Below are 21,682 nucleotides of genomic sequence, written 5' to 3'. Positions count from 1 at the left end.
AACTCTCATTTATTGGGTTATGCCTCAGCACTTGCGTCTGTGACAGATTGTTCTACTTTCAGGAATGCTTTGATTCCATCTAAGTCTCGCGTTCTTGGGATAGGTGGTAGGCTTCCGAGGAAAATACCACCGTAGTCTCGCGTGACAAGGCGATTATCACAAATGATCAACGCACCGTGATCCTTCTGATCTCGAATTAATCGCCCTACTCCCTGCTTTAACGTAATCACTGCATCCGGGATTTGTACTTCAGCAAATGGTTCACCGCCACGTAATCGACAATCCTCGATACGGGCTTTGAGTAGCGGATCGTCAGGGGCGGTAAACGGTAATTTGTCGATAATAACACAGCTCAGCGCATCACCTCTAACATCAATCCCTTCCCAGAAAGCGCCTGTCGCCACGAGTAAAGCGTTACCCAGTTCCATAAACTCCGCCAAGGTTTTCTGCTTACTCATCTCCCCTTGCATTAACACAGGCAGCTCAAGTACTTCTCGGAACTTCTCACCTAGTTCACGCATCATGCTGTGCGAGGTACATAAAAAGAAGCAGCGACCATCATTTTCTTCAATCACCGGAGCAAGCATTCGGACTAACTTATCCGCTAAGCCGTTACTGTTTGGCTCTGGCAAATACCTTGGCACACAAAGGCGCGCTTGTTTTTGATAATCAAAGGGGGACGGCAGAGAAAATTGCTTTGTAGGCTTGAGGCCAAGGCGCTCAGTAAAGTGCTTGAAGTCGCCCGATACGGCTAGAGTTGCTGACGTGAAAATCCACGCGCCTTGTTTAATCTCTATTTGCTCATGGAACTTGTCCGCGACAGAAAGAGGCGTAATGTGCAGAGCGAAATGACGAGGCGAGGTATCGTACCAGTATGAGTAACCAGTAATATCGACATCACATACCCGGTCGATGCGGCCTTTGATCAAATTGGCTCGTTCAAAGGCGGTATCCAGTAATTGACTGCGCCCTAAGGCTATTTTGAGAACATCAATCGCCAATTCGAGGCTATCAGTTAAGCGCAATAATTCTCGCTTAATAGAGCCTGATTGCAACGCCTCACGCCAGTTGCCACGAAAGCCTGGCTCACCCAGTACAATCCGCATGTCCATTGCGCTTTGCATGAGTTTGTCGCCCACTTTTTGCAATTGACGCATATCTTTGGCTTCGGTGCGGTAGGCTATTTCAATGTCTTTGGCAAGATCGTGAATTTGGCGGCTTGAAACTGACTGGCCGAAATATTCGCTCGCAATATCTGGCAACTGATGAGCTTCATCAAAAATAAACACATCGGCTTCTGGGATCAGTTCACCAAATCCTGTTTCTTTGATCGCTAAGTCAGCAAGAAATAAGTGATGGTTCACCACAACAATGTCGGAATCCATGGCTCGCTTACGCGCTTTCAATACAAAGCAATCGGTGTAGCTCGGACACTCTTTACCTAAACAGTTATCATTGGTTGAAGTGATGGTCGGAATGATCATGCTGTCTTCTGGCAGATCATCACAATCACCAAGGTCACCTGTTTTGGTTTCTGATGACCAAGCACGCACTTTAACCAGTTGAGTTAATAACGTCGGGTCAGATTCATTAGTGTGGCTTTCGACCATTTGGCGGCTCAAACGATCCAAACACAGATAGTTAGAACGCCCTTTTAATAACGCCACTTGACCATAAAAACCAAGCGCATTGACCATGAGCGGTAAGTCACGATGGTACAACTGCTCTTGCAAGTTTTTCGAGCCTGTACTGATGATCACTTTTTTACCGCTCAACAGCGCAGGGACTAGGTATGCGAAGGTCTTACCGGTTCCGGTTCCTGCCTCCACCACCAACTGGGTTTGATCTTTGATCGCACTGCTGACGGCTTCCGCCATATCGATTTGTGGCTGACGAGCTTGAAAGCCCGGAATGGCCTTACCTAATGCGCCATCAGAGGAAAAAGTTTTTGCGATCATGCTTGGTATTGAGTTTGAAAAATTATCGAGAGTATATCAGAGGAATAGGAGTGACATCAGCCCACAATCTGACCAGCTTGCGGCGACACACGGATATTTTGTTGAAACCAACGTAAGAATAGATTATTTATGGTGAAACATGGCAGTACAGTTACACCCGCCAGGGAATAATAACAAATTCGTACGCTAAAATATTAATGCATGGAAGTACCTGATTTATGGAAAAGAAAACACTGTTGACCCACTGTTCTGACGCCCCGGGTCTCATCTCGAAAATCACTAATATCTGTTACAAGCACCAACTCAACATCGTTCACAATAACGAATTTGTTGATAATACCAGTGGCCACTTTTTCATGAGAACGGAGTTGGAGGGATACTTCAACGATCAAACGTTTCTTGCCGATTTGGACCAAGCACTCCCGCAAGGCGCTAAGCGTAAATTGGTTGGCTCTCGCCGTAAGCGCATCGTCATTCTCGTCACAAAAGAAGCGCATTGTTTAGGCGATATTCTGATGAAAACCTACGATGGAAGCCTAGATGTTGAGATCGCTGCTGTGGTGGGGAATTACGACAAACTGCAAACTCTCACTGAGCGCTTCGACATTCCTTACCACCACGTGACCCATGAAAACCTTAGCCGTGAAGAACACGAGCAGAAGATGCTAGAAGTGATCGACCAATACGATGCTGATTTTTTGGTGTTAGCTAAATACATGCGCGTATTGACGCCTACATTTGTTGAGAAATACCACCACAAAATCATTAATATTCATCACAGCTTCTTACCTGCTTTTATTGGCGCGAAGCCATATCAACAAGCTTACGATCGCGGTGTGAAAATCATCGGTGCAACGGCACACTTCGTGACCAATGATTTAGATGAAGGGCCGATCATCAAGCAAGACGTAATTCCTGTCGACCATACATTCAATGCCCAAGATATGGCACAAGCGGGACGCGATGTAGAAAAGAATGTGTTGAGCAAAGCGTTGAATAAAGTCATTAACGACCACGTCTTTGTTTATGGAAATAAAACAGTGATCCTGTAATCCCTCCGCACTAGTTACAACGAGAATGAAACCCGTCCAACTTGGCGGGTTTCATCTTTTCAGGGATATCCCCCCGACTCTAACCATCAAAATTAAACCGATATATTATAATTTTTCATTTCACTACAACTATTTACTGAGAGAATGATTCCGTTTATCATTTGGTCCCCTTATAATAAACCACGTTAATATTACGGAATTAAAATGAAAAAAACGTTAGTGGCTTTTCTGATTGGGCTGACTTTGCCAGCAACCACAATCGCAGATACTCTTAAGCCTGTTCAGAATGATGTATCCACTCGCATTATTGGCGGCGAGCCAGCTAATACTTCCGACTGGAAGTTTATTGCTTCACTGGTCCGTAAAGGACAGCCAACATCTATTGGTCACTTCTGTGGCGGTAGTTTCCTTGGTGGAAAATACGTATTAACTGCTGCGCACTGTGTGGAAGGTCTTAATGCGGACGATATTGATATCGCTCTTGGTCTTTATGATCAAAACAACGAGTCTCACGCGCAGCGCATCGCGGTTAACAATATCTACTCGCATACTGCATATAACAGTAATACAACGAACAATGACATCGCTCTTATCGAATTAGAACGTAATGTCGATAGCGCGACGATCGATTTGGCAACGCCAGAGCTTTTGGATAGTGTACGCGTAGGAGATAAGTTGCACGTGGCTGGATGGGGAAATACGTCCACGACAGACCGAGTATACCCAACCGTTTTACAACAAGTTGATTTGGAATACGTAGATCGAGCAACCTGCCAAAACCTATCGGGAAATTACTCTAATGTATCAGATGACGGCATTTGCGCCGGATACTATTGGGGAGGTAAAGATAGCTGCCAAGGAGATAGCGGCGGTCCGCTCATCGTTGATGATAACGGCATCAACAAATTACTAGGCGTAGTCAGTTGGGGGGATGGATGTGCTCAACCAAATGCTTATGGTGTTTATGCAAACGTCGCTCATTTTCAGCATAACGGCTGGATAGATAGTCATCGTAATACTATCAGCTACACTCAGTATCGAGATCTTCATTTCGTTGAGCGAAAAGCGCAGCAAGAGACCTTTACTATTCGTAATGACGAGGTGAATACGCCAATCAACATCACGGGCGTTACCCTAACAAGCGGAATCAGTCTCGCCAAAAATACCTGTACTGCGACACTGGCACCATCTCAGAGCTGTCAAATTACGGTAGGCTACTACCCAAGCTACTCGCACTCAGTTGAAACGATTGAAGTCTCTACTGATCATCCGAAACTATCTAAACTTTCGACTACCTTAATATATAGTGGTATTGATAAAGCAAGCAGCTCATTGAGCAGTGCCGTTACGCTAGCTGGCGCAAACGTGTACACCAATGAACACGCTTGGACCGCTGAAAATGGTGAACTTCAATCAGCAGACATGGGAACGTCTGCTGGCGCATCCATCTTGTATTTAACCGATCTTCCAAAAGGCAAACTATCAATGGACTTTAAAGTCTTGTCAGATGGTTTCGATGTTTTTGTCGTTTACGTCAATGGCCAAGAGTATGACTACACTCGCCAGCTTCTTGAGTACAATGAACTTTCTATCGATCTTTACCGGAAGTCAAACACGGTTACTTTTGCTTATCTGAAAAACTACGAGTTTAGCGGTGGTTACAATGCGCAAGCGTATATTCGCAATATCAAGATGTCAGTTAGTTCAGATAACACTAGCGAGAGCAGCGTAACAACAACATCGAGTTCAGGCGGCAGCTTCTCAATTAGCCTACTAATGTTGCTAGCCGCAGGTCCTTTCCTGCGTCGCAAAAAAGGACAATAAGATGCAATATGTACTCAAAACAATGCTGCTTGGCTTGAGCTCCATCAGTTTAGTCGCTTGCTCGGCAAATACAGAAACGCAGCAAGGTCTAGAGTCTGAACATCAAGCCGTCATGGTTGAAGCGTACCGAACTAGCGATAGTCAAATTTCATTTATCGCCGAGTCTAATGGCTGCAGTAAGAACGATGACTTTAGCTTAAAAATAGAGCAAAACTCTTCAACGGAAGCCCTGCTTACAATCGTCAGGAACAAAGTGGATCATTGTAAACGAATGCCGTTTCCAAAGACTTTCACACTAACTCTAGACGAAGAGTTGAAAGGCAAAAAGCTTTCCATTACCAACCCAAAAAGCAAGTCACCGGCTAAATAGTGATTCGCTTACGAAAGGGAGCCTCGGCTCCCTTTTTGCCTCTCGCAACTCAGAAATTTCACTCTAGCGTTTTACGCCTGCTCAGACTCCACAATACGCTTAAGTGAATGCGGGTGCAGCTTGATACAAATGCCTTGGTACTTAAACGCCACGGTTGGGTTGTTCAAGCGTTCGCCTTCCCCTTTCGGGCTCGACAATTTGCTCTTTACACCCAGCTCTTCCAACTCATTAAAACGCGCGCCAAACGCTGGGTAAGTGTGTTTCAAATCAGCAAGAAACTTATCTGCGGTTTCGGCATGAGACGGAATCACAAACTCCACATGTTCCCAGCTTTCATTTGGGTAGATTTTGCCTTCCGCAGGGTATGGCAGCTCCAGACACTCAATCTTCCAGCCACGGCTTTCCAACGCTTTGTCGAATTCGATAACGATGATTGGGCGACCGTTTATTTTCGCTTGTGAAATCACCTTACCGTATTGATTCCATGCTTCATGCGCGGCTTTCGCTGTTTCAGTATCATTAATACGCAGCGCAATATGGTCAGCTTGAGCAAAGCTCAGATCCAGTTTTAACAGGGTTGCAAGTTCTTCAATCTTCGCCATAAATGCGTCCAGATCTTGGATCATCAATTCAGGCGTTAGGCGCTTTTCAACTAGTTGAGTCGTCATTGTGGCTCTCTTATGGGGCGATTTATCTCATTACTTTGAGCGCAATAGTAAACGCAAACTAAGCCACATTTCCATTCAATCGAAAAAGTAAAAATTTCGCCTATTCATCTCTGTATGAAAAGCAATAAAGTTGTTATGATTAGCCCCATTTTTGTGAACTCTAACAGAGCTCGGCGTACATATTGCCGAGTTCTTTGTCCTTGAATTGAAGGAAACGCGTGTGAATATCCAAGCACTTATTAATGACAAAGTATCTCAGGCTCTAGAAGCCGCTGGCGCACCTGCAGGCAGTCCTGCAGCCGTTCGCCAATCAGCAAAGCCACAATTTGGTGATTACCAAGCAAACGGCGTAATGGGCGTTGCTAAAAAACTGGGTACTAACCCACGAGAATTTGCACAGAAAGTACTGGATGTTCTAGACCTAGATGGTATTGCGAGCAAAACAGAAATCGCTGGACCTGGTTTCATCAACATTTTCCTAAGCGAAGAGTTCCTTGCGAAACAAGCCGACGCGGCGCTAGTAGACGAACGTCTTGGCGTAGCTAAAGAAGAAGCGCAAACCATCGTTGCCGACTACTCTGCACCAAACGTAGCAAAAGAAATGCACGTAGGTCACCTGCGTTCAACCATCATCGGTGATGCAGTGGTACGTACGCTTGAGTTCTTAGGTCACAAAGTGATCCGCGCGAACCACATCGGTGACTGGGGTACTCAGTTCGGTATGCTTATCGCAAACCTTGAGCGCGTACAACAAGAGTCTGGCGAAGTTTCTATGGAACTTGCGGACCTTGAAGGCTTCTACCGCGAATCGAAAAAGCTATACGATGAAGATGAAGAGTTCGCAGTAAAGGCGCGAAACTACGTGGTAAGACTGCAAAGCGGTGACGAGTACTGTGCAGAAATGTGGAAAAAACTCGTTGATGTAACCATGATCCAAAACCAGCGCAACTACGACCGTCTAAACGTGTCACTGACTCGTGACGACGTAATGGGCGAAAGCATGTACAACGACATGCTTCCTAAGATCGTTGCAGACCTAAAAGAACAAGGTCTTGCCGTTGAAGATGATGGCGCGCAAGTTGTATTCCTAGATGAATACAAGAACAAAGATGGCGAACCAATGGGCGTTATCGTTCAAAAACGCGATGGCGGTTTCCTATACACAACAACAGATATCGCATGTGCAAAATATCGTTATGAAGAGCTAAGCGCAGACCGTGTGCTTTACTTCATCGACTCACGTCAACACCAGCACCTAATGCAAGCTTGGACGATTGTTCGTAAAGCGGGCTATGTGCCTGAATCTGTATCTCTTGAGCACCACGCGTTCGGCATGATGCTGGGTAAAGACGGAAAGCCATTCAAGACTCGTGCGGGTGGTACCGTTCGTTTGGCAGATCTTCTGGATGAAGCAGAAGTTCGCGCAGCACAGCTGATCGAATCTAAAAACCCTGAACTAGATGCGGAAGAAAAAGAGAAGATCTCTAAAACAGTTGCAATGGCAGCGGTTAAATACTCTGACTTATCTAAACACCGTACGACTGACTACGTGTTCGATTGGGACAACATGTTAGCGTTTGAAGGCAACACAGCACCATACATGCAGTATGCATACACTCGTGTAGCTTCAATTTTCGCTAAAGCTGGTGTTGCTATGGATGCTCTCCAAGGTGACATCAAAATCACTGATGAGAAAGAGAAAGCACTTATTGCTAAACTTATGCAGTTCGAAGAAGCGGTGCAATCTGTTGCTCGCGAAGGCCAACCACACATCATGTGTAGCTACCTATTCGAACTAGCAGGTCAGTTCTCTAGCTTCTACGAAGCGTGCCCTATCCTAGTGGCTGAAGACGAAGCAGTGAAACAAAGCCGTCTGAAACTAGCTGCGCTTACAGCGAAGACCATCAAGCAAGGTCTGTCTCTACTGGGTATCGATACTCTAGAGCGTATGTAATCCGCTTTTACGTAGTTAGCTTAAGTAGCACACGCTAAATGATGACAAAGGTTGACGTGAAAGCGCCAACCTTTTGTTTTATCTGTCGTATACTAATTCAAACTAAAAATTAATCGGACAGCAATAATGAGTTTTGAACTTCATCCTCAATTGGCAAAAGACACTTCGGTGATTGGTCACTTCCCACTTTGCGTCGCGCTTCTTCATAAAGATAATGCTGTGCCATGGGTTATCTTGGTGCCTAAACGCGAAAATTTGAAAGAGCTACACCACTTGCCAATGCAAGAGCAACAACAGTTTTTGCTCGAATCTCAAGCGGTAAGCCAAGCACTCGAAGCGACATTCCGCCCAGACAAGTTAAACCTTGGCGCCCTAGGTAACATGGTGCCACAGCTGCACATTCACCATATCGCTCGCTTCAAAGGTGACGTAGCATGGCCGGGACCCGTTTGGGGTAACACCAAAGGTGAGTTTCGTACTAACGAAGAACAAGAAGAGATTCTTAACCGAATTCGTAATGTGTTGTCGTTAAGCTCTATCTTCCGTAAAGCGTAACCGTTCGTTATATAACTTTTAATTCAGGCAGAAAGTAAAAAGCCACATCATTGCTGATGCGGCTTTGTTGTTTGTGCGCGATGGCTCATTACTCCTACTACATGGTTACGGTAAGTGACAAACCATCGTGCTTTGTGACTGCATAGCGTATTCGCGTTATATGATGAGCTTTATTTGTATCTACCAAGCGAGAAATGCGACCTTTGTTAATCCATACACTTAACATGGCGTCTGCACCGTCTTCACTCATTCCGAACTGTTTTGCTAGCTCAGATTGGGAAACCGTTCCTTTTTCGGCAATATATTGATAAAGCTCTTTTAAAATCATACGACTTGCGCCTCAAACTCGCCTTGATGTTTCTTGCCTACACGCTTGAAAACGCGGTACGTGCCAAAGAAAATCGCAATAATTGCAGCAATCCAAACGCCGCTGGTGATAGGGCTATCAGCGAAATGCATAAGCTGATGATAGAAAGTCGCACTCAAGTACGCGAGCCCCATTGTCCATACCGCTATGAAGCGCGCAAAGTTATTGCCGAATTCTCGAACATAGGCACCCATCGCAGCTACACAAGGAGTGTAAAGTAAGATAAAAACTAGGTACGCAAAAGCAGCATGACCAGAAACAAATTTCTCTTTTATGTTACCAAAGATCGATTCATCAATTTCTTGCTCCTCTGCGACTGCATGAGAATCTGCTAAATCACCGACGTCAATCCCCAGAGGATCAGAATAGCTCAGCCCTGCTAGGTTTTCAGGAATGCTCATCACCGCTTCTTCTAGGCTACCCATAAGATCAAATTCTGCATCCTCTCCATCGGTTGGCGTAGTATATAAGCTGTTCAATGTGCCCACGACTGCCTCTTTCGCGAAGATACCAGTAATAATACCAACCGTTGCTGGCCAGTTATCCTCTTGAATACCAATTGGTGCAAACACTGGCGTCACAACCTGAGCGGCTTTTGATAGAACCGATTTATCACTGTCTTCATTACCGAATGTACCGTCAGTTCCTAGCGAGTTGAGGAAGCTCAAGATAGCAACAACCACTACGATGGTTTTACCTGCACCCAATACAAACCGCTTAAGTTTTTGCCAAGTTTTGATCACGACGTTCTGCAATGTCGGAAGCTCATAGTCAGGCATTTCCATCACCAAGCTATCACTGCTGCCAGGATACAGCGTGTGCTTGAGGAACAAACCGGTAAACACCGCGGCGACAATACCAAGTAGGTAAAGTGCAAACACAATGTTTTGACCAGAGCTTGGGAAGAAAGCGGCAGCAAATAAAGCGTACACAGGTAAGCGAGCACCACATGACATAAACGGTGCCATCGACGCAGCCAACTTGCGCTCACGCTCTTGGTCTAGCGTGCGCGTTGCCATGATCGACGGAACGTTACAGCCAAAACCAAGAACCAAAGGGACAAACGCTTTACCCGGCAAGCCGATTTTCTGCATCACTTTATCAAGCACAAACGCAGCGCGTGCCATGTAACCCGAGCTCTCAAGCACAGCAAGGAATAAGTACAAACACGCTATGACCGGGATAAAGGTCGCAACTGTTTGAATACCGCCGCCTAAACCATCAGCAATCACCGTAACTAGCCATACGGGGAGGTGACCATCTAATAAGTGATGTCCACCATCAACCAGCAATGCGCCTACACCAATGTCAAAAAAGTCGATAAATGCACTACCGATGTTAATCGAGAACATAAACATCAAGTACATAACCACAAAGAAGAATGGGATCCCAATCCACTTGTTCAAAATAAACTGGTCGAGTTTTTCAGTCACGCTACGGCTTAATTTGCCTTCGCTTCGGCGAACTTTTTTACACTGTTCATGCAGGTATGTGTACTTGGTATCCGCGACATGCAAATCGATATCCAAGTCTAAAGTCGCAATGACTTCCAATACTTTGCTTCTATCAATATCGGAAAGGCTATTGAGAACCATCGTGTCTTTTTCAAGCGCACGAATCGCTAATGCACGATGGGCGACGGTTTGATCGTTAAAAAGTGCGGAAACAGTTTGAATCGCCGACTCCATCTTTTCACCGTAATGCAAAGATAGCTCTTTAAGCGCGACCCCTTGAACGATGGACTTATGAAGTTTTTCTTTAAACTCTGCAACTTGAGTTTTATTGGTTGCAGATAAACTTACTACAGGACAACCTAACGTTTTCTCAAGCTCTGAAACGTTAATCATTTGACGTTCACGTTTTAGCGCATCCATTTTGTTGAGAACAACAATCATAGGACGGCCAAGTTCGCGAAGTTGCAACGTCATATATAAGCTGCGCTCTAAACTCGTGGCATCAACCACGTTGATAATTAGATCAGCAGGATGAGTTAGAACCGCACGCGATGCAATGGATTCGTCAATACTATTGCTATCATTACCACTGTCTAACGAGTAAATGCCAGGGAGGTCAGTGAGCAAAAACTCGTCACCCGCATGTTTGAATTGTCCCGTTTTCTTTTCAACGGTGACGCCTGCCCAGTTACCAACTTGCTGTTTTGCGCCAGTCAAACCATTAAATAGCGTCGTTTTACCACTATTAGGATTACCTACGGTAAGCACTTGATATTGCATTACACTCGCTCCACTTCAATTTTCTGAGCAATGGTTTCTCGCAATGCGACAGACACACCACGGACTTCGACTTGTAAAGGATCGCCCATTGGAGCACGTCGAATCACTTTGACTTCTGTATTGGGAAGCAGCCCCATTACCATGAGTTTCTTTCTGATATCTGATGAAAGACCATCTAACAACCGAATCGTCACCGTATCGCCAGGATTAATCTCTGATAACTTCATAGTGGCCCTTAAGAGTATTGCTAATGAGAAATATTATTATTTAATAAGTTTAGGCTGCCAATATTACTCTTCTATAACCCTTCAATCCTTGTGTGAAATCAAAGATTTCATAAATGTTTTCATGCTTTCAAACGTCAACTCCGTAAATTTCCTCTCGTTATTTACGTCAAAATTAACAATTAAAAATCACGATCAATGAAATAAAAATGTCACAAACAAAGGGCAAAAATAAAAAATTCAATACAAAACAATAATTTAGCTGGAGCTTAAAACTTTGTCGCTTTTCTCATATCAACATGGCGTTATTTTTATAAGAAAAATAAGTAACCTCTCGTATAGTTACTCCATCGAGAGGGCAACCTCTCAAATGAATTCCAGAGGTGGCATGGCAACATGTCACTCCGGCAGCAAGCGAAGGTGTCATTGACACCCGTGGTATAGTCCCCCCGGCTATACCACGATATTTTTTTTCATCTCTCTAAACTCTTTAGCTTATCCACCTTTTCAGCACAGTTCTGTTTTCACGAATTTCGCATTCCCCCACTACTCAAATGAACCAACGCACTCTAGATACAAAAATACAACCATTCATCTATTTGTCGCCGTAGGTAAATCCGTCCTCTTAAGCCATGTATGGTTATAGCTAAGAACAGCGCTACTAACAGATAGAGCGTGACCGTGCTTACGTATTGAGAATGGATTTGTAGGCTAGATGTTATGAAGAAGCAATGAGAATCACTGCATTGGTAGCTCTAGCAATAGTAGAGCACTATAAGCAGCTCCCCAGTCTTTTGAATATTCACTAGGGAGTGTGTAATGAGTTTTTTTAGTTGGTTTCTTGGCTTTCTTGAGTCAAAGCAAACTTGGAAGGAGGCAAACCAAAATGCAATTTAAACTTTTGGCTAAAGTAAGAAGGATCATTAAAGCCGCAGTTAAACGCTACTTCGCTGATTTTCTCGCCCGCTAATAACTGCTCACACGCCGTTTCTAAACGAACTTCGGTTACATAATCTTTTAACGTTCTTGACGAGGCTGATTTAAAGCGCCTCTGTAAAGAGCGTTCTGACATGAACAGCATTTTAGCCGCTAAAGCAGTACCAAACTCAGGGTCATGGTAATGCTCAGCCACCAGCTGATAGACTTTTTGCAACCATTCTTTCTCTGGGGTCACTTTATCTTCGACGATAGGTTCAGACTCAAATTCTTGCAAAGATTCATCCACATAACTCATTTCCTTCGCAGTTGGCCATGTAATTTCGATTTTATTTTGAGCGTCGGAAGTAAACACCGCCAAGTATCCTCCACTCGTTGTCACTAACTGGGCAAGATGATCAATACTCAATTCAGAGTGGTTCATATTAGATGGACGCCCGGTCGTGACTTTATTAGGCAGTTGCGTCCCATAATCAAGAAAACTCAATGAAACAATATCATTGCCCTCTTCTAGCATGATTCTCACCGTTTGGCCTCGGAAAGAACGCTTGATGATATTGGCAAAAATGCTGTTGAAGATAACATCAAGGTTAAAGCTTTCCAGAGCAATTCGACTTGTTTTTCTCTCATCTTCAAGCTCCACCATAATCCCAGCCTTCGCAAAATCATCTTGCCATACATCAACCACCGATTGAGTTATCTGACTCAAATTGTAATTGTGACTACCGCCGCTAGCTTCGCCAGGAACACTTTTTAACTCATTTAATTGCCATGTCGTTTTCGCCAGATGATCTTCCGTAGCTGCATCCAAAGGTATGGGTAATTTTGACGCTATAAAATCCACACTGGACTTAATAGATTGCGCCACGTGATCAACCAACAGGTTTCTGACTTGAATCTGTTTACGTAGCTGTTGGTTACTCGTCAACAACACTCGGCTTTGATGCCTCAACTGGTTAGTTTTGAGTGTCACTTGCGCAGCTAAATCACGGTTAGCCTGTACAACATAGCGAGAACGCCAGTACATAAGTAGTGCAACCATGGCAATACTCACTACCACAAAACCTAAAATTGCGAGTTGCGATAAATACCAAGGATTAAGCACAATAAAATACGACTCGAGCCCAACCAATCCAGCAGCGACTTGAGACTCATTACTTACCTGCAGATGGTATTCACCGGAATTGAGATGCTCTAGAGTCAGTTGGCCTCCCTCTAGCGCTTGCCAAGGATCATCGCTATTCAATCGATAATACAAATTTTGGCTGTCTGGTTTTGGCATCACGCCAAATAAGAAACTTAGAGAAGAGCCATACGGTAATTTTATTCCATTCAAATCGGCGCTACCAACTTGTAGAACCTCGTTTTCAAGCACAACTTGGCTCACGATAAACTTCGACTCTGGAGGGTTGGACACAAGCAGCTTGGATGCTTCAGCTTTTACCAACCCGTATTTCGACCCTAGGACGAGCTCTCGCTCACCACCTTCTTTTTGCTGTATAACACTGCAAATTCCTGGTAGAAACTCGTTGTTCATTAAGCCAGACGCCGATGAATAATGCTTCACTAATTCACCCGAAAGGTGGTAATAGCTTAATCCGACAGAAGAGGCTAACCACACACCTTGCCTGTCTCTGATCAAGCAAGCAGGTCGCGCGTTGGGCACACTCATTTCAACAACATGTTTCTCGTCACTTCCTTTAATCGTTTTAAAAACGCCGTAAGATGACGCAAACCACTGACTGCCATCAACCGCCGTGACCATGTCTAATGATTCACCAAATTTTTCGGAATAGCGGATGAACTGGATGTGTTCATTGCTGTATTGATAAACCCCATGATCGGTCCCTATCAATAGAGAATCTTCAGTGTCGTATAAACGCGTAACCTTAGCTGGTAAGTACTGACTTACTAGCCACTCACTTCCAAAGTTTCTTACGCTTTGCTTGGTTATATCAACATTGTAAAGATGGTATCCGCTTGATACCCAGAGACGCTCACTACCATCTACAGTCACGTGCTCCACTGCGTGTCCAGCCATAACCTGTAAATAAGGAAATGTCACTTTGTTAAGACCATTCAACTCGAATATTTCGAGCCCTTTAGAGGTCGCAAGCCAAAGCATCCCACCTTGAAATGCAAATTCATTGATCTGCGAATCAAGCTCCAAGACTTTGATATTGCCACTCTCACCTGTCCGATAAAGCTTTCGGTCATCCGCGAACCAAAGCGCATCATCAGGTCCTGTGGCGGTTTGTCGAATTCGCCCTGATAATGTTTGCGAGTCGTAACTACTGAAGGTTACTCGTTCAAACTTTTTACTAAACAAGGAGTAATAACGAATGCCTTGGTTAGTCGCGATCCACATCCCTCCCATGTTGTCACTCAATAGCGAATAGATCTTTGTATTATCCAGCTCCAGTTCAAGAAAGCTTGCAGGCTCGACTTCTGTCACTTCGCCTGACAAGAATGAGTATAAATACAGACCATGCTCAGTCCCCACCCAGTACTCTTGATTTGTCTCAGCGAAAGTCAATACATGAGAACCGCCAATCTTAATCACCTCTTTATCAGGTTGATAAATATTGAAAATTAATGCCCCACGCAACGTTCCTACCAGAATTTCTCTGCGCGTGTGTGAGTAGTAGATCTTTTCAATGTAGTTCTGACCTGAAGCGACTACATGGTCAAACTTATCTCCTTCTGAAAGATAAAAGCCAGAAGTTGTAGCAAGTGCCCACTTCTCTTCGAGCAGAACTGCATCGTTAATATAAACATAGCTATTGTTGCTATGTTGATAGAGCTGCAACAAAGAAAAGGACTTTAACTCGCTAGTATCGATGTTGTAAGTATAGAAATGTGCGCCATCACTAACCCAAATATAATCTTCAGAAGAACCGATTTTTCTTATTTGCGACCCGGGGTTTAAGCTAAAGACTAAACGTCTTTCTTGATTTGGATAAGTTTGGTACACCTCATTCTCAACAAAGGTCCAGAACGAGCCTTCATGATAAGCCAGTTGCTTGGCAGACGTTTGTAAAAAACTGCCTGATTTAGGTAGGATATTTTGGCCATCATAAAACAACACCCGCCCATGCACGTCGTGAATCCACAAGCCTCCTTGCTCACCCAAGAACAATTTTTTAGCCGCAATAAAAGTACCCTTAACCTGAGTCGGCAAAGGGTAAAAGATGGCATTCGCATTATGAAGAGCAAATGCTTGGAAAGATAGGAAAAAGCCCAACAAGACAAGGGCTAATTGGCGTAGCAAGACGAAAACCTTTTATATCAACTTGTGCTCGGCGCTCACCGTCCATATCTTCTACAGCATGGACTTATACGGTTATTTTGAGCTGCTAATTATTGATAATGATATCTCAATTACTGTTTGAGAAAAGGCTCGCCTTGCCAAAGGTTGTAATTCTTACTACTGGATCACGTTAAAAGGACTATTCCTACACAACAACACTACTTAATCCGTCTTTTGGCTCAAGCACTGCTCAAAATTATTCGCCATATTGTTGAGAAAAGTAAAGTAACTGCCCGGTTTTGCTTCAATTGTGCTCCCTAATGGGTCAAGTTCTCCTTTGGCAACTTTACTACCTCGCATCACACTCTGAACGACAGCTGGAGTAAACTGAGGTTCAGAAAACACGCAAGCTACATCTCCTGAACTTAACTTTTGACGAATTTGGATTAAGGTTTTTGCTCCCGGCTTACGATCCGGGCTCACGGTGAAGTGCCCCATTTGATTTAACTCATAACGCTCTTCGAAATAACCATAAGCATCGTGAAAGACAAAGTAACCTTTGTCTTTCACTGGCGATAATTTCTTCTTGATCTCTAGGTCCGTCTGGCTGAGCTCAGTTTCAAATTTTTTAAGGTTTTCTTGGTACTGTGCTGCATTTTCCGGATCAAGTGATCCCAGTTGATTCACGACAGCCTTGGCAACTTGTTGTGCTTGACTTACACCTAACCAAAAGTGCGGATCATGTGAACCATGATCGTGGCCATCATGGTCATGGTTGTGCTCACTATCAAACTCACGCAAATCTAGATCTGGAATTTGACTAATAGTCAGAGTATTCGATCTGTCTGACACGACTTTTTCCAGAAACGGTTCGAGATCATGTCCGTACCAAATAACTAAATCAGCAGAAGCGATTTTCTTAACATCCGATGGGCGTAAAGCGTAATCATGGGGCGAAGTGTTAGACTGCAGTAATACATCTGGCGAAGTCACCCCTTGAGTAAGCTCTGTCACTAATAACTGAATAGGTTTGATACTCGTTAGTACCGTTACTGCGTGTGCTGGCAACGTTAGCATCGCTGACGCAGCAAGAATTAATGCTCTTTTCATAGTTTTACTTGGGATATGGTGTAGAAAGTGTGATAATGTTACATTATAACATTATTGATTTGCAAATGAGTTTCATTCATGTCTTCCTTAGTCCATCTTGAGCACTTATGCGTCGAGTTCGATGGCCGCAGAGTTCTCGATAACATTAGTATGGAATTACAAAAGGGCAAAATAACAACCCTAATTGGTCCCAATGGAGCGGGAAAATCAACGTTAGTCAAAGTCATTTTAGGCCTTCAAAAACCGACTAGCGGCAAATTAAACCGACAAAGAAAACTAAAAATTGGTTATGTTCCTCAAAAATTGAAACTCAATGACTCTCTTCCATTGAATGTCACCCGTTTTCTAAATTTAGCAGGAAAATACAGTAAACAAGAATGTATTGATGCATTAAGGCTTGTTGGCGCTGAGCATTTAATTAGTAGTAACATGCATCGCTTATCAGGTGGTGAAAACCAACGCGTATTACTTGCGCGTGCTTTGCTTCAACGCCCAGAGCTGTTAGTGCTAGATGAACCTGCGCAGGGTGTGGATATTCAAGGTCAAATCGATCTCTACGATCTAATTGAAAGCATTCGTCACCGATTCGATTGCGGTGTATTTATGGTGTCACACGACTTACATTTAGTCATGGCCAAAACAGATGATGTCATTTGTCTGCATCACCATGTTTGCTGCTCTGGTTCACCTGCCACGATTACTCAGCACCCTTCTTACATCGCGCTATTTGGCAATGCAGCGAGAGAATCGCTCGCGTTTTATCATCACGACCACGAGCATCATCATCACGATTTATCCGGAACGCCAGTAACTGGCGATGCGACATCATGCTCCAACCATAAACACGGACATCATCACCATGATTGAGTTTCTTCTACCTTCTATTCTTGCTGGTATTGGCATCGCGATCATTGCAGGTCCTCTTGGGTCATTTGTCGTTTGGCGCAAAATGGCTTACTTCGGTGATACCCTGGCACATGCTTCATTGATGGGTTTGGCATTAGGCTTTCTGCTCAACGTGAACCTTTATCTTGCACTACTCGTTTGCTGTTTAGCACTCGCGGTATTGCTCGTGACACTACAGAAACAACAACTGGTCGCAACCGATACGCTTCTGGGTATACTCGCCCATAGCGCATTATCTGTTGGTCTAGTTTCTGTTAGTTTCTTGGATAATGTCCGTGTAGATCTGATGAGTTACTTGTTCGGTGACTTACTCGCAGTATCTCCGCAAGATCTGATGTTCATTTACGCAGGTGTCGTTGCTGTTAGTGTGTGTCTTTACGTTTTTTGGCGACCTTTATTGTCGAGCACAGTTAGTGAAGAGCTTGCTGCCGTCGAGGGCGTCAATACAGACTTAGTTAGATTGGTGTTAATGCTTATGGTAGGTGTTGTGATTGCCGTAGGAATGAAGTTTGTTGGGGCACTTATCATGACTTCTTTGCTGATCATCCCAGCAGCAACAGCACGTAAAGTCTCTTCATCACCAGAGCAAATGGCATTGTTCGCATCCATTATTGGCTCTGTGGCAGTACTAATGGGGCTTAGCCTATCATGGCACTTCGATACGCCGGCTGGCCCATCAGTAGTAATCAGCGCAACATCTCTGTTTATGCTTAGCCAATTTATTCGCCAAAAATCGTAAAAAGCACCTTGATACAAAAAAGCCTAGCAACAATTGCTAGGCTTTTTAGCTTTAAGCTTCGAGTTTGAAATTACCAGCCCGTTACTTCACGTAGACCTTGGCCGATCTCTGCTAGAGATTTCACAGTCTTAACGCCCGCTGCTTCAAGTGCTGCGAATTTGTCTTCAGCAGTACCTTTACCGCCAGAGATGATCGCACCTGCGTGACCCATACGTTTACCTGGAGGCGCAGTTACACCCGCGATGTAAGAAACAACTGGTTTAGTCACGTTCTCTTTGATGAACGCTGCAGCTTCTTCTTCTGCTGTACCACCGATTTCACCGATCATAACGATCGCTTCAGTTTCAGGGTCTTCTTGGAACAGTTTTAGAATATCAATGAAGTTTGAACCTGGGATTGGGTCACCACCGATACCAACACAAGTAGACTGGCCGAAACCTTCGTCAGTTGTTTGCTTAACTGCTTCGTAAGTTAGAGTACCGCTGCGAGATACGATACCTACTTTACCTTTCTTGTGGATGTGACCAGGCATGATACCGATCTTACACTCATCAGGAGTGATAACACCCGGACAGTTAGGACCGATCATGCGAACGCCAGTTTCTTCTAGCTTCACTTTCACGTCGATCATATCTGTTGTAGGGATACCTTCAGTGATTGTTACGATTAGCTCGATGCCCGCATCAATCGCTTCTAGGATTGCATCTTTACAGAAAGGTGCTGGCACGTAGATGACTGTCGCTGTTGCGCCAGTTGCTTCTACTGCTTCGCGTACTGTATTGAATACAGGTAGGCCTAGGTGAGTTTGGCCACCTTTACCAGGAGAAACACCACCAACCATCTGAGTGCCGTATGCGATAGCTTGCTCTGAGTGGAACGTACCTTGACCACCAGTGAAACCCTGACAGATTACTTTAGTGTCTTTGTTAATTAATACAGACATTATTTAGCCTCCGCAGCAGCAACAACTTTCTGAGCAGCGTCAGTTAGCGACTCAGCAGCAATGATATCAACATCAGAATTAGCAAGAACTTCGCGACCTAAGTCTGCGTTAGTACCTTCTAGACGAACAACAACTGGTACGCTTACGCCTACCTCTTTAACCGCACCGATAATACCTTCTGCGATCATGTCACAACGAACGATACCACCGAAGATGTTAACAAGTACTGCTTTCACGTTGTCATCAGATAGGATGATCTTGAATGCTTCTGCAACACGCTCTTTCGTCGCACCGCCACCTACGTCTAGGAAGTTAGCTGGTTTGCCACCGTGTAGGTTTACGATATCCATCGTACCCATTGCAAGGCCCGCACCGTTAACCATACAGCCAACGTTACCATCTAGTGCTACGTAGTTCAGTTCCCACTGAGCTGCGTGTGCTTCACGCTCATCTTCTTGTGATGGATCGTGCATTTCACGAAGCTTAGGCTGACGGTAAAGAGCGTTTGAATCGATGTTGATCTTACCATCAAGACATAGCAGGTTGCCTTCACCAGTAACCACAAGCGGGTTGATCTCAAGTAGAGCAAGATCGTACTGGGCGAACATCGTGCCAAGACCCATGAAGATCTTAACGAATTGTTTGATTTGGTCGCCTTCAAGACCAAGTTTGAACGCAAGCTCGCGACCTTGGTAAGCTTGTGGGCCTACTAGTGGATCGATTGCAGCTTTGTGGATAAGCTCCGGCGTTTCTTCCGCAACTTTTTCGATTTCCACACCACCTTCTGTTGAAGCCATGAAAACGATCTTACGGCTTGCACGGTCAACAACCGCACCTAGGTATAATTCGTTTGCAATGTTTGAAGCTTCTTCAACAAGGATTTTTGTAACTGGCTGACCGTTAGCGTCAGTTTGGTAAGTCACTAGGTTTTTACCTAACCACTTTTGTGCAAACTCTTTAACGCCTTCTTTTGTATCGTGCAGCTCTACACCGCCCGCTTTACCACGGCCACCAGCGTGAACCTGACATTTAACTACTTTCTTTTCTGTACTGATACGGCCTGCGGCTTCAAAAGCTTCTTGTGGTGTATCACACGCGTAGCCTTCTGGCACAGGCAAACCGAATTCTGCAAACAGCTGTTTGGCTTGGTATTCATGCAAATTCATTTCGATATTCCGTTTGTTTTTCCCTTAAGGGATTTATTATTTCCATAACGCTGCAGTCTTGGCTGCTTGTACGTCTGTAGGGTCTTCTCAAATCAATCCCTCATCACGAGTCCTCATGGTGTGGGATTCAAATGAAGGCCAGACGTTGAGCCAGTCTAGCCATTGAAATTTTTAACGTCTAGCTACCTACGATAACTAGACGTTTTAGCGATATTAAACGTCTAATAGGAGACGTGCTGGATCTTCTAGCAACTCTTTAATCGTCACTAGGAAGCCAACAGACTCGCGACCATCAATTAGGCGGTGATCGTAAGACAGCGCTAGGTACATCATCGGCAAGATTTCAACTTTGCCACCCACTGCCATCGGACGCTCTTGGATCTTATGCATACCAAGAATCGCTGATTGAGGTGGGTTGATGATTGGTGTAGACATTAGTGAACCGAACACACCACCGTTTGTGATAGTGAAGTTACCGCCCATTAGCTCGTCTACCGTTAGCTTGCCATCACGACCTTTGATAGCCAGTTCTTTGATGCCTTTTTCAACATCAGCGAAACCAAGCTTGTCACAGTCTTTTAGGACAGGTGTAACTAGACCACGTGGCGTTGATACCGCCATGCTAATGTCGAAGTAGTTGTGGTAAACAATGTCATCGCCATCAATCGAAGCATTTACTTCTGGGTAACGCTTAAGCGCTTCTGTTACAGCTTTCACGTAGAAAGACATGAAGCCTAAACGAATACCGTGACGCTCTTCGAACTGATCTTTGTACTGCTTACGAAGGTCCATGATTGGTTTCATGTTCACTTCGTTAAACGTCGTTAGCATTGCCGTGTTGTTCTTCGCCTCTAGCAGACGGTTAGCGACTGTCTTACGCAGGCGAGTCATTGGAACACGTTTTTGGCTACGAGCCGTTGCCGGTACGTCAACCACTGCTGGTGCTTCTTCTTTTGGCGCAGCTTTAGCGTTCGCAAGATGCGCTTCAATATCTTCGCGCGTAATACGACCGCCAACGCCAGTGCCTTTCACTTGGCTCGCTTCTAAGCCATGCTCAGCCAATAAACGGCGTACTGCTGGGCTTAACGCATCATTGCTTTCTTCGCTAAGCGCAGCTTTATGACGTTTATCAGGAGATGCTTCCGTACCTTCTGTTTTGTCTGCGGTAGGCTCACCTGCAACTGCACCTGGCTTCAATTTAGCAATGATTTGTTTAGAAAGTACTGTCGCACCTTCTTCTTCAACGATAGCTTCCAAAACGCCTGCTTCCGGAGCTGGCACTTCTAGCACGACTTTGTCTGTCTCGATGTCAACCAAAACCTCGTCACGCTCTACTGCGTCGCCTGGTTGTTTGTGCCATGTCGCTACGGTTGCATCAGCAACTGATTCAGGTAAATCTGGAACCAGAATTTCAATTGTCATATCT

17 protein-coding genes are annotated in these 21,682 nt (G+C 44.6%); 7 read left to right on the top strand and 10 right to left on the bottom strand.

The genetic code is table 11. The features are described from left to right. Positions 1-17: 17 nt before the first annotated feature. Complete coding sequence (locus tag L3V32_RS01610) at positions 18-1,958, bottom strand: ATP-dependent DNA helicase (protein WP_104971401.1); 1,941 nt, start codon at positions 1,956-1,958, stop codon at positions 18-20. A gap of 218 nt (positions 1,959-2,176) precedes the next feature. On the opposite strand from L3V32_RS01610, the gene purU reads away from it, so the two are divergent. The 3 genes from purU to L3V32_RS01595 all read left to right on the top strand — a co-directional run bounded on the left by purU (position 2,177) and on the right by L3V32_RS01595 (position 5,204). Continuing rightward, positions 2,177-3,010, top strand: coding sequence for a formyltetrahydrofolate deformylase (gene purU, locus L3V32_RS01605; protein ID WP_005382206.1), 834 nt, complete (start codon positions 2,177-2,179; stop codon positions 3,008-3,010). A 204-nt stretch (positions 3,011-3,214) separates the two neighbouring features. Continuing rightward, positions 3,215-4,834 (top strand): serine protease, encoded by a 1,620-nt coding sequence (locus tag L3V32_RS01600; protein WP_237283695.1) that lies wholly within the window; start codon positions 3,215-3,217, stop codon positions 4,832-4,834. A gap of 1 nt (position 4,835) precedes the next feature. Next, on the top strand, positions 4,836-5,204 hold the full coding sequence (locus tag L3V32_RS01595; protein WP_150918300.1) for a hypothetical protein: 369 nt from the start codon (positions 4,836-4,838) through the stop codon (positions 5,202-5,204). Between the two features lie 71 nt (positions 5,205-5,275). On the opposite strand, the gene L3V32_RS01590 is transcribed toward L3V32_RS01595, so the two are convergent. After that, positions 5,276-5,872 carry a VOC family protein gene (locus tag L3V32_RS01590; RefSeq protein WP_237283694.1) on the bottom strand — a complete coding sequence of 199 codons (597 nt, stop codon included), beginning with the start codon at positions 5,870-5,872 and terminating at the stop codon, positions 5,276-5,278. 220 nt (positions 5,873-6,092) lie between these two features. Here L3V32_RS01590 and argS point away from each other — a divergent pair, with 220 nt between their 5' ends. Both argS and L3V32_RS01580 read left to right on the top strand, forming a co-directional pair. Continuing rightward, complete coding sequence (gene argS, locus L3V32_RS01585; protein WP_237283693.1) at positions 6,093-7,826, top strand: arginine--tRNA ligase; 1,734 nt, start codon at positions 6,093-6,095, stop codon at positions 7,824-7,826. A 126-nt stretch (positions 7,827-7,952) separates the two neighbouring features. Then, complete coding sequence (locus L3V32_RS01580) at positions 7,953-8,381, top strand: HIT domain-containing protein (RefSeq protein WP_237283692.1); 429 nt, start codon at positions 7,953-7,955, stop codon at positions 8,379-8,381. Between the two features lie 97 nt (positions 8,382-8,478). Here L3V32_RS01580 and L3V32_RS01575 read toward each other — a convergent pair whose 3' ends face one another. From L3V32_RS01575 to znuA, 5 genes are all read right to left on the bottom strand, one after another. Then, positions 8,479-8,709, bottom strand: coding sequence for a FeoC-like transcriptional regulator (locus L3V32_RS01575; protein WP_005396058.1), 231 nt, complete (start codon positions 8,707-8,709; stop codon positions 8,479-8,481). Beyond that, the gene (gene feoB / locus L3V32_RS01570; RefSeq protein WP_237283691.1) at positions 8,706-10,982 is read right to left on the bottom strand and encodes a Fe(2+) transporter permease subunit FeoB; all 2,277 of its coding nucleotides are present in this window, start codon (positions 10,980-10,982) and stop codon (positions 8,706-8,708) included. The genes L3V32_RS01575 and feoB overlap by 4 nt, the downstream gene beginning before the upstream one ends. Beyond that, positions 10,982-11,209 (bottom strand): FeoA family protein, encoded by a 228-nt coding sequence (locus L3V32_RS01565; RefSeq protein ID WP_005382190.1) that lies wholly within the window; start codon positions 11,207-11,209, stop codon positions 10,982-10,984. The genes feoB and L3V32_RS01565 overlap by 1 nt, the downstream gene beginning before the upstream one ends. Positions 11,210-12,035: 826 nt before the next feature. After that, the gene (locus L3V32_RS01560; protein ID WP_237283690.1) at positions 12,036-15,413 is read right to left on the bottom strand and encodes a helix-turn-helix domain-containing protein; all 3,378 of its coding nucleotides are present in this window, start codon (positions 15,411-15,413) and stop codon (positions 12,036-12,038) included. A gap of 201 nt (positions 15,414-15,614) precedes the next feature. Further along, positions 15,615-16,502 carry a zinc ABC transporter substrate-binding protein ZnuA gene (gene znuA / locus L3V32_RS01555; RefSeq protein ID WP_006742703.1) on the bottom strand — a complete coding sequence of 296 codons (888 nt, stop codon included), beginning with the start codon at positions 16,500-16,502 and terminating at the stop codon, positions 15,615-15,617. 78 nt (positions 16,503-16,580) lie between these two features. Between znuA and znuC the strand changes: the two genes are divergently transcribed. Together znuC and znuB are read left to right on the top strand one after the other, a co-directional pair. Continuing rightward, positions 16,581-17,369, top strand: a complete 789-nt coding sequence (znuC, locus tag L3V32_RS01550; protein WP_006742704.1) for a zinc ABC transporter ATP-binding protein ZnuC — start codon at positions 16,581-16,583, stop codon at positions 17,367-17,369. Further along, positions 17,362-18,147, top strand: coding sequence for a zinc ABC transporter permease subunit ZnuB (znuB, locus tag L3V32_RS01545; RefSeq protein ID WP_005396067.1), 786 nt, complete (start codon positions 17,362-17,364; stop codon positions 18,145-18,147). Before znuC ends, znuB begins: the two co-directional genes overlap by 8 nt. Positions 18,148-18,217: 70 nt before the next feature. On the opposite strand, the gene sucD is transcribed toward znuB, so the two are convergent. From sucD to odhB, 3 genes are all read right to left on the bottom strand, one after another. Beyond that, positions 18,218-19,090 carry a succinate--CoA ligase subunit alpha gene (gene sucD / locus L3V32_RS01540; RefSeq protein ID WP_053395190.1) on the bottom strand — a complete coding sequence of 291 codons (873 nt, stop codon included), beginning with the start codon at positions 19,088-19,090 and terminating at the stop codon, positions 18,218-18,220. Then, positions 19,090-20,256: an ADP-forming succinate--CoA ligase subunit beta gene (sucC, locus tag L3V32_RS01535; RefSeq protein WP_005393009.1), complete on the bottom strand. Its 1,167-nt coding sequence runs from the start codon at positions 20,254-20,256 to the stop codon at positions 19,090-19,092. Before sucC ends, sucD begins: the two co-directional genes overlap by 1 nt. A 213-nt stretch (positions 20,257-20,469) precedes the next feature. Continuing rightward, positions 20,470-21,678, bottom strand: coding sequence for a 2-oxoglutarate dehydrogenase complex dihydrolipoyllysine-residue succinyltransferase (gene odhB, locus L3V32_RS01530; RefSeq protein WP_237283689.1), 1,209 nt, complete (start codon positions 21,676-21,678; stop codon positions 20,470-20,472). Between the last annotated feature and the right edge of the window lie 4 nt (positions 21,679-21,682).

It is taken from the genome of Vibrio sp. J2-4 (assembly GCF_021728155.1).
Classification (GTDB): domain Bacteria; phylum Pseudomonadota; class Gammaproteobacteria; order Enterobacterales; family Vibrionaceae; genus Vibrio; species Vibrio diabolicus.
This window is presented reverse-complemented; position numbering and strand designations above follow the sequence as displayed.

Coding starts and splice junctions, on each gene's coding strand:
- L3V32_RS01610 (WP_104971401.1), bottom strand. CDS start 1,958: ATGATCGCAAAAACTTTTTCCTCTGATGGCGCATTAGGTAAGGCCATT.
- purU (WP_005382206.1), top strand. CDS start 2,177: ATGGAAAAGAAAACACTGTTGACCCACTGTTCTGACGCCCCGGGTCTC.
- L3V32_RS01600 (WP_237283695.1), top strand. CDS start 3,215: ATGAAAAAAACGTTAGTGGCTTTTCTGATTGGGCTGACTTTGCCAGCA.
- L3V32_RS01595 (WP_150918300.1), top strand. CDS start 4,836: ATGCAATATGTACTCAAAACAATGCTGCTTGGCTTGAGCTCCATCAGT.
- L3V32_RS01590 (WP_237283694.1), bottom strand. CDS start 5,872: ATGACGACTCAACTAGTTGAAAAGCGCCTAACGCCTGAATTGATGATC.
- L3V32_RS01580 (WP_237283692.1), top strand. CDS start 7,953: ATGAGTTTTGAACTTCATCCTCAATTGGCAAAAGACACTTCGGTGATT.
- L3V32_RS01575 (WP_005396058.1), bottom strand. CDS start 8,709: ATGATTTTAAAAGAGCTTTATCAATATATTGCCGAAAAAGGAACGGTT.
- feoB (WP_237283691.1), bottom strand. CDS start 10,982: ATGCAATATCAAGTGCTTACCGTAGGTAATCCTAATAGTGGTAAAACG.
- L3V32_RS01565 (WP_005382190.1), bottom strand. CDS start 11,209: ATGAAGTTATCAGAGATTAATCCTGGCGATACGGTGACGATTCGGTTG.
- znuA (WP_006742703.1), bottom strand. CDS start 16,502: ATGAAAAGAGCATTAATTCTTGCTGCGTCAGCGATGCTAACGTTGCCA.
- znuC (WP_006742704.1), top strand. CDS start 16,581: ATGTCTTCCTTAGTCCATCTTGAGCACTTATGCGTCGAGTTCGATGGC.
- znuB (WP_005396067.1), top strand. CDS start 17,362: ATGATTGAGTTTCTTCTACCTTCTATTCTTGCTGGTATTGGCATCGCG.
- sucD (WP_053395190.1), bottom strand. CDS start 19,090: ATGTCTGTATTAATTAACAAAGACACTAAAGTAATCTGTCAGGGTTTC.
- sucC (WP_005393009.1), bottom strand. CDS start 20,256: ATGAATTTGCATGAATACCAAGCCAAACAGCTGTTTGCAGAATTCGGT.
- odhB (WP_237283689.1), bottom strand. CDS start 21,678: ATGACAATTGAAATTCTGGTTCCAGATTTACCTGAATCAGTTGCTGAT.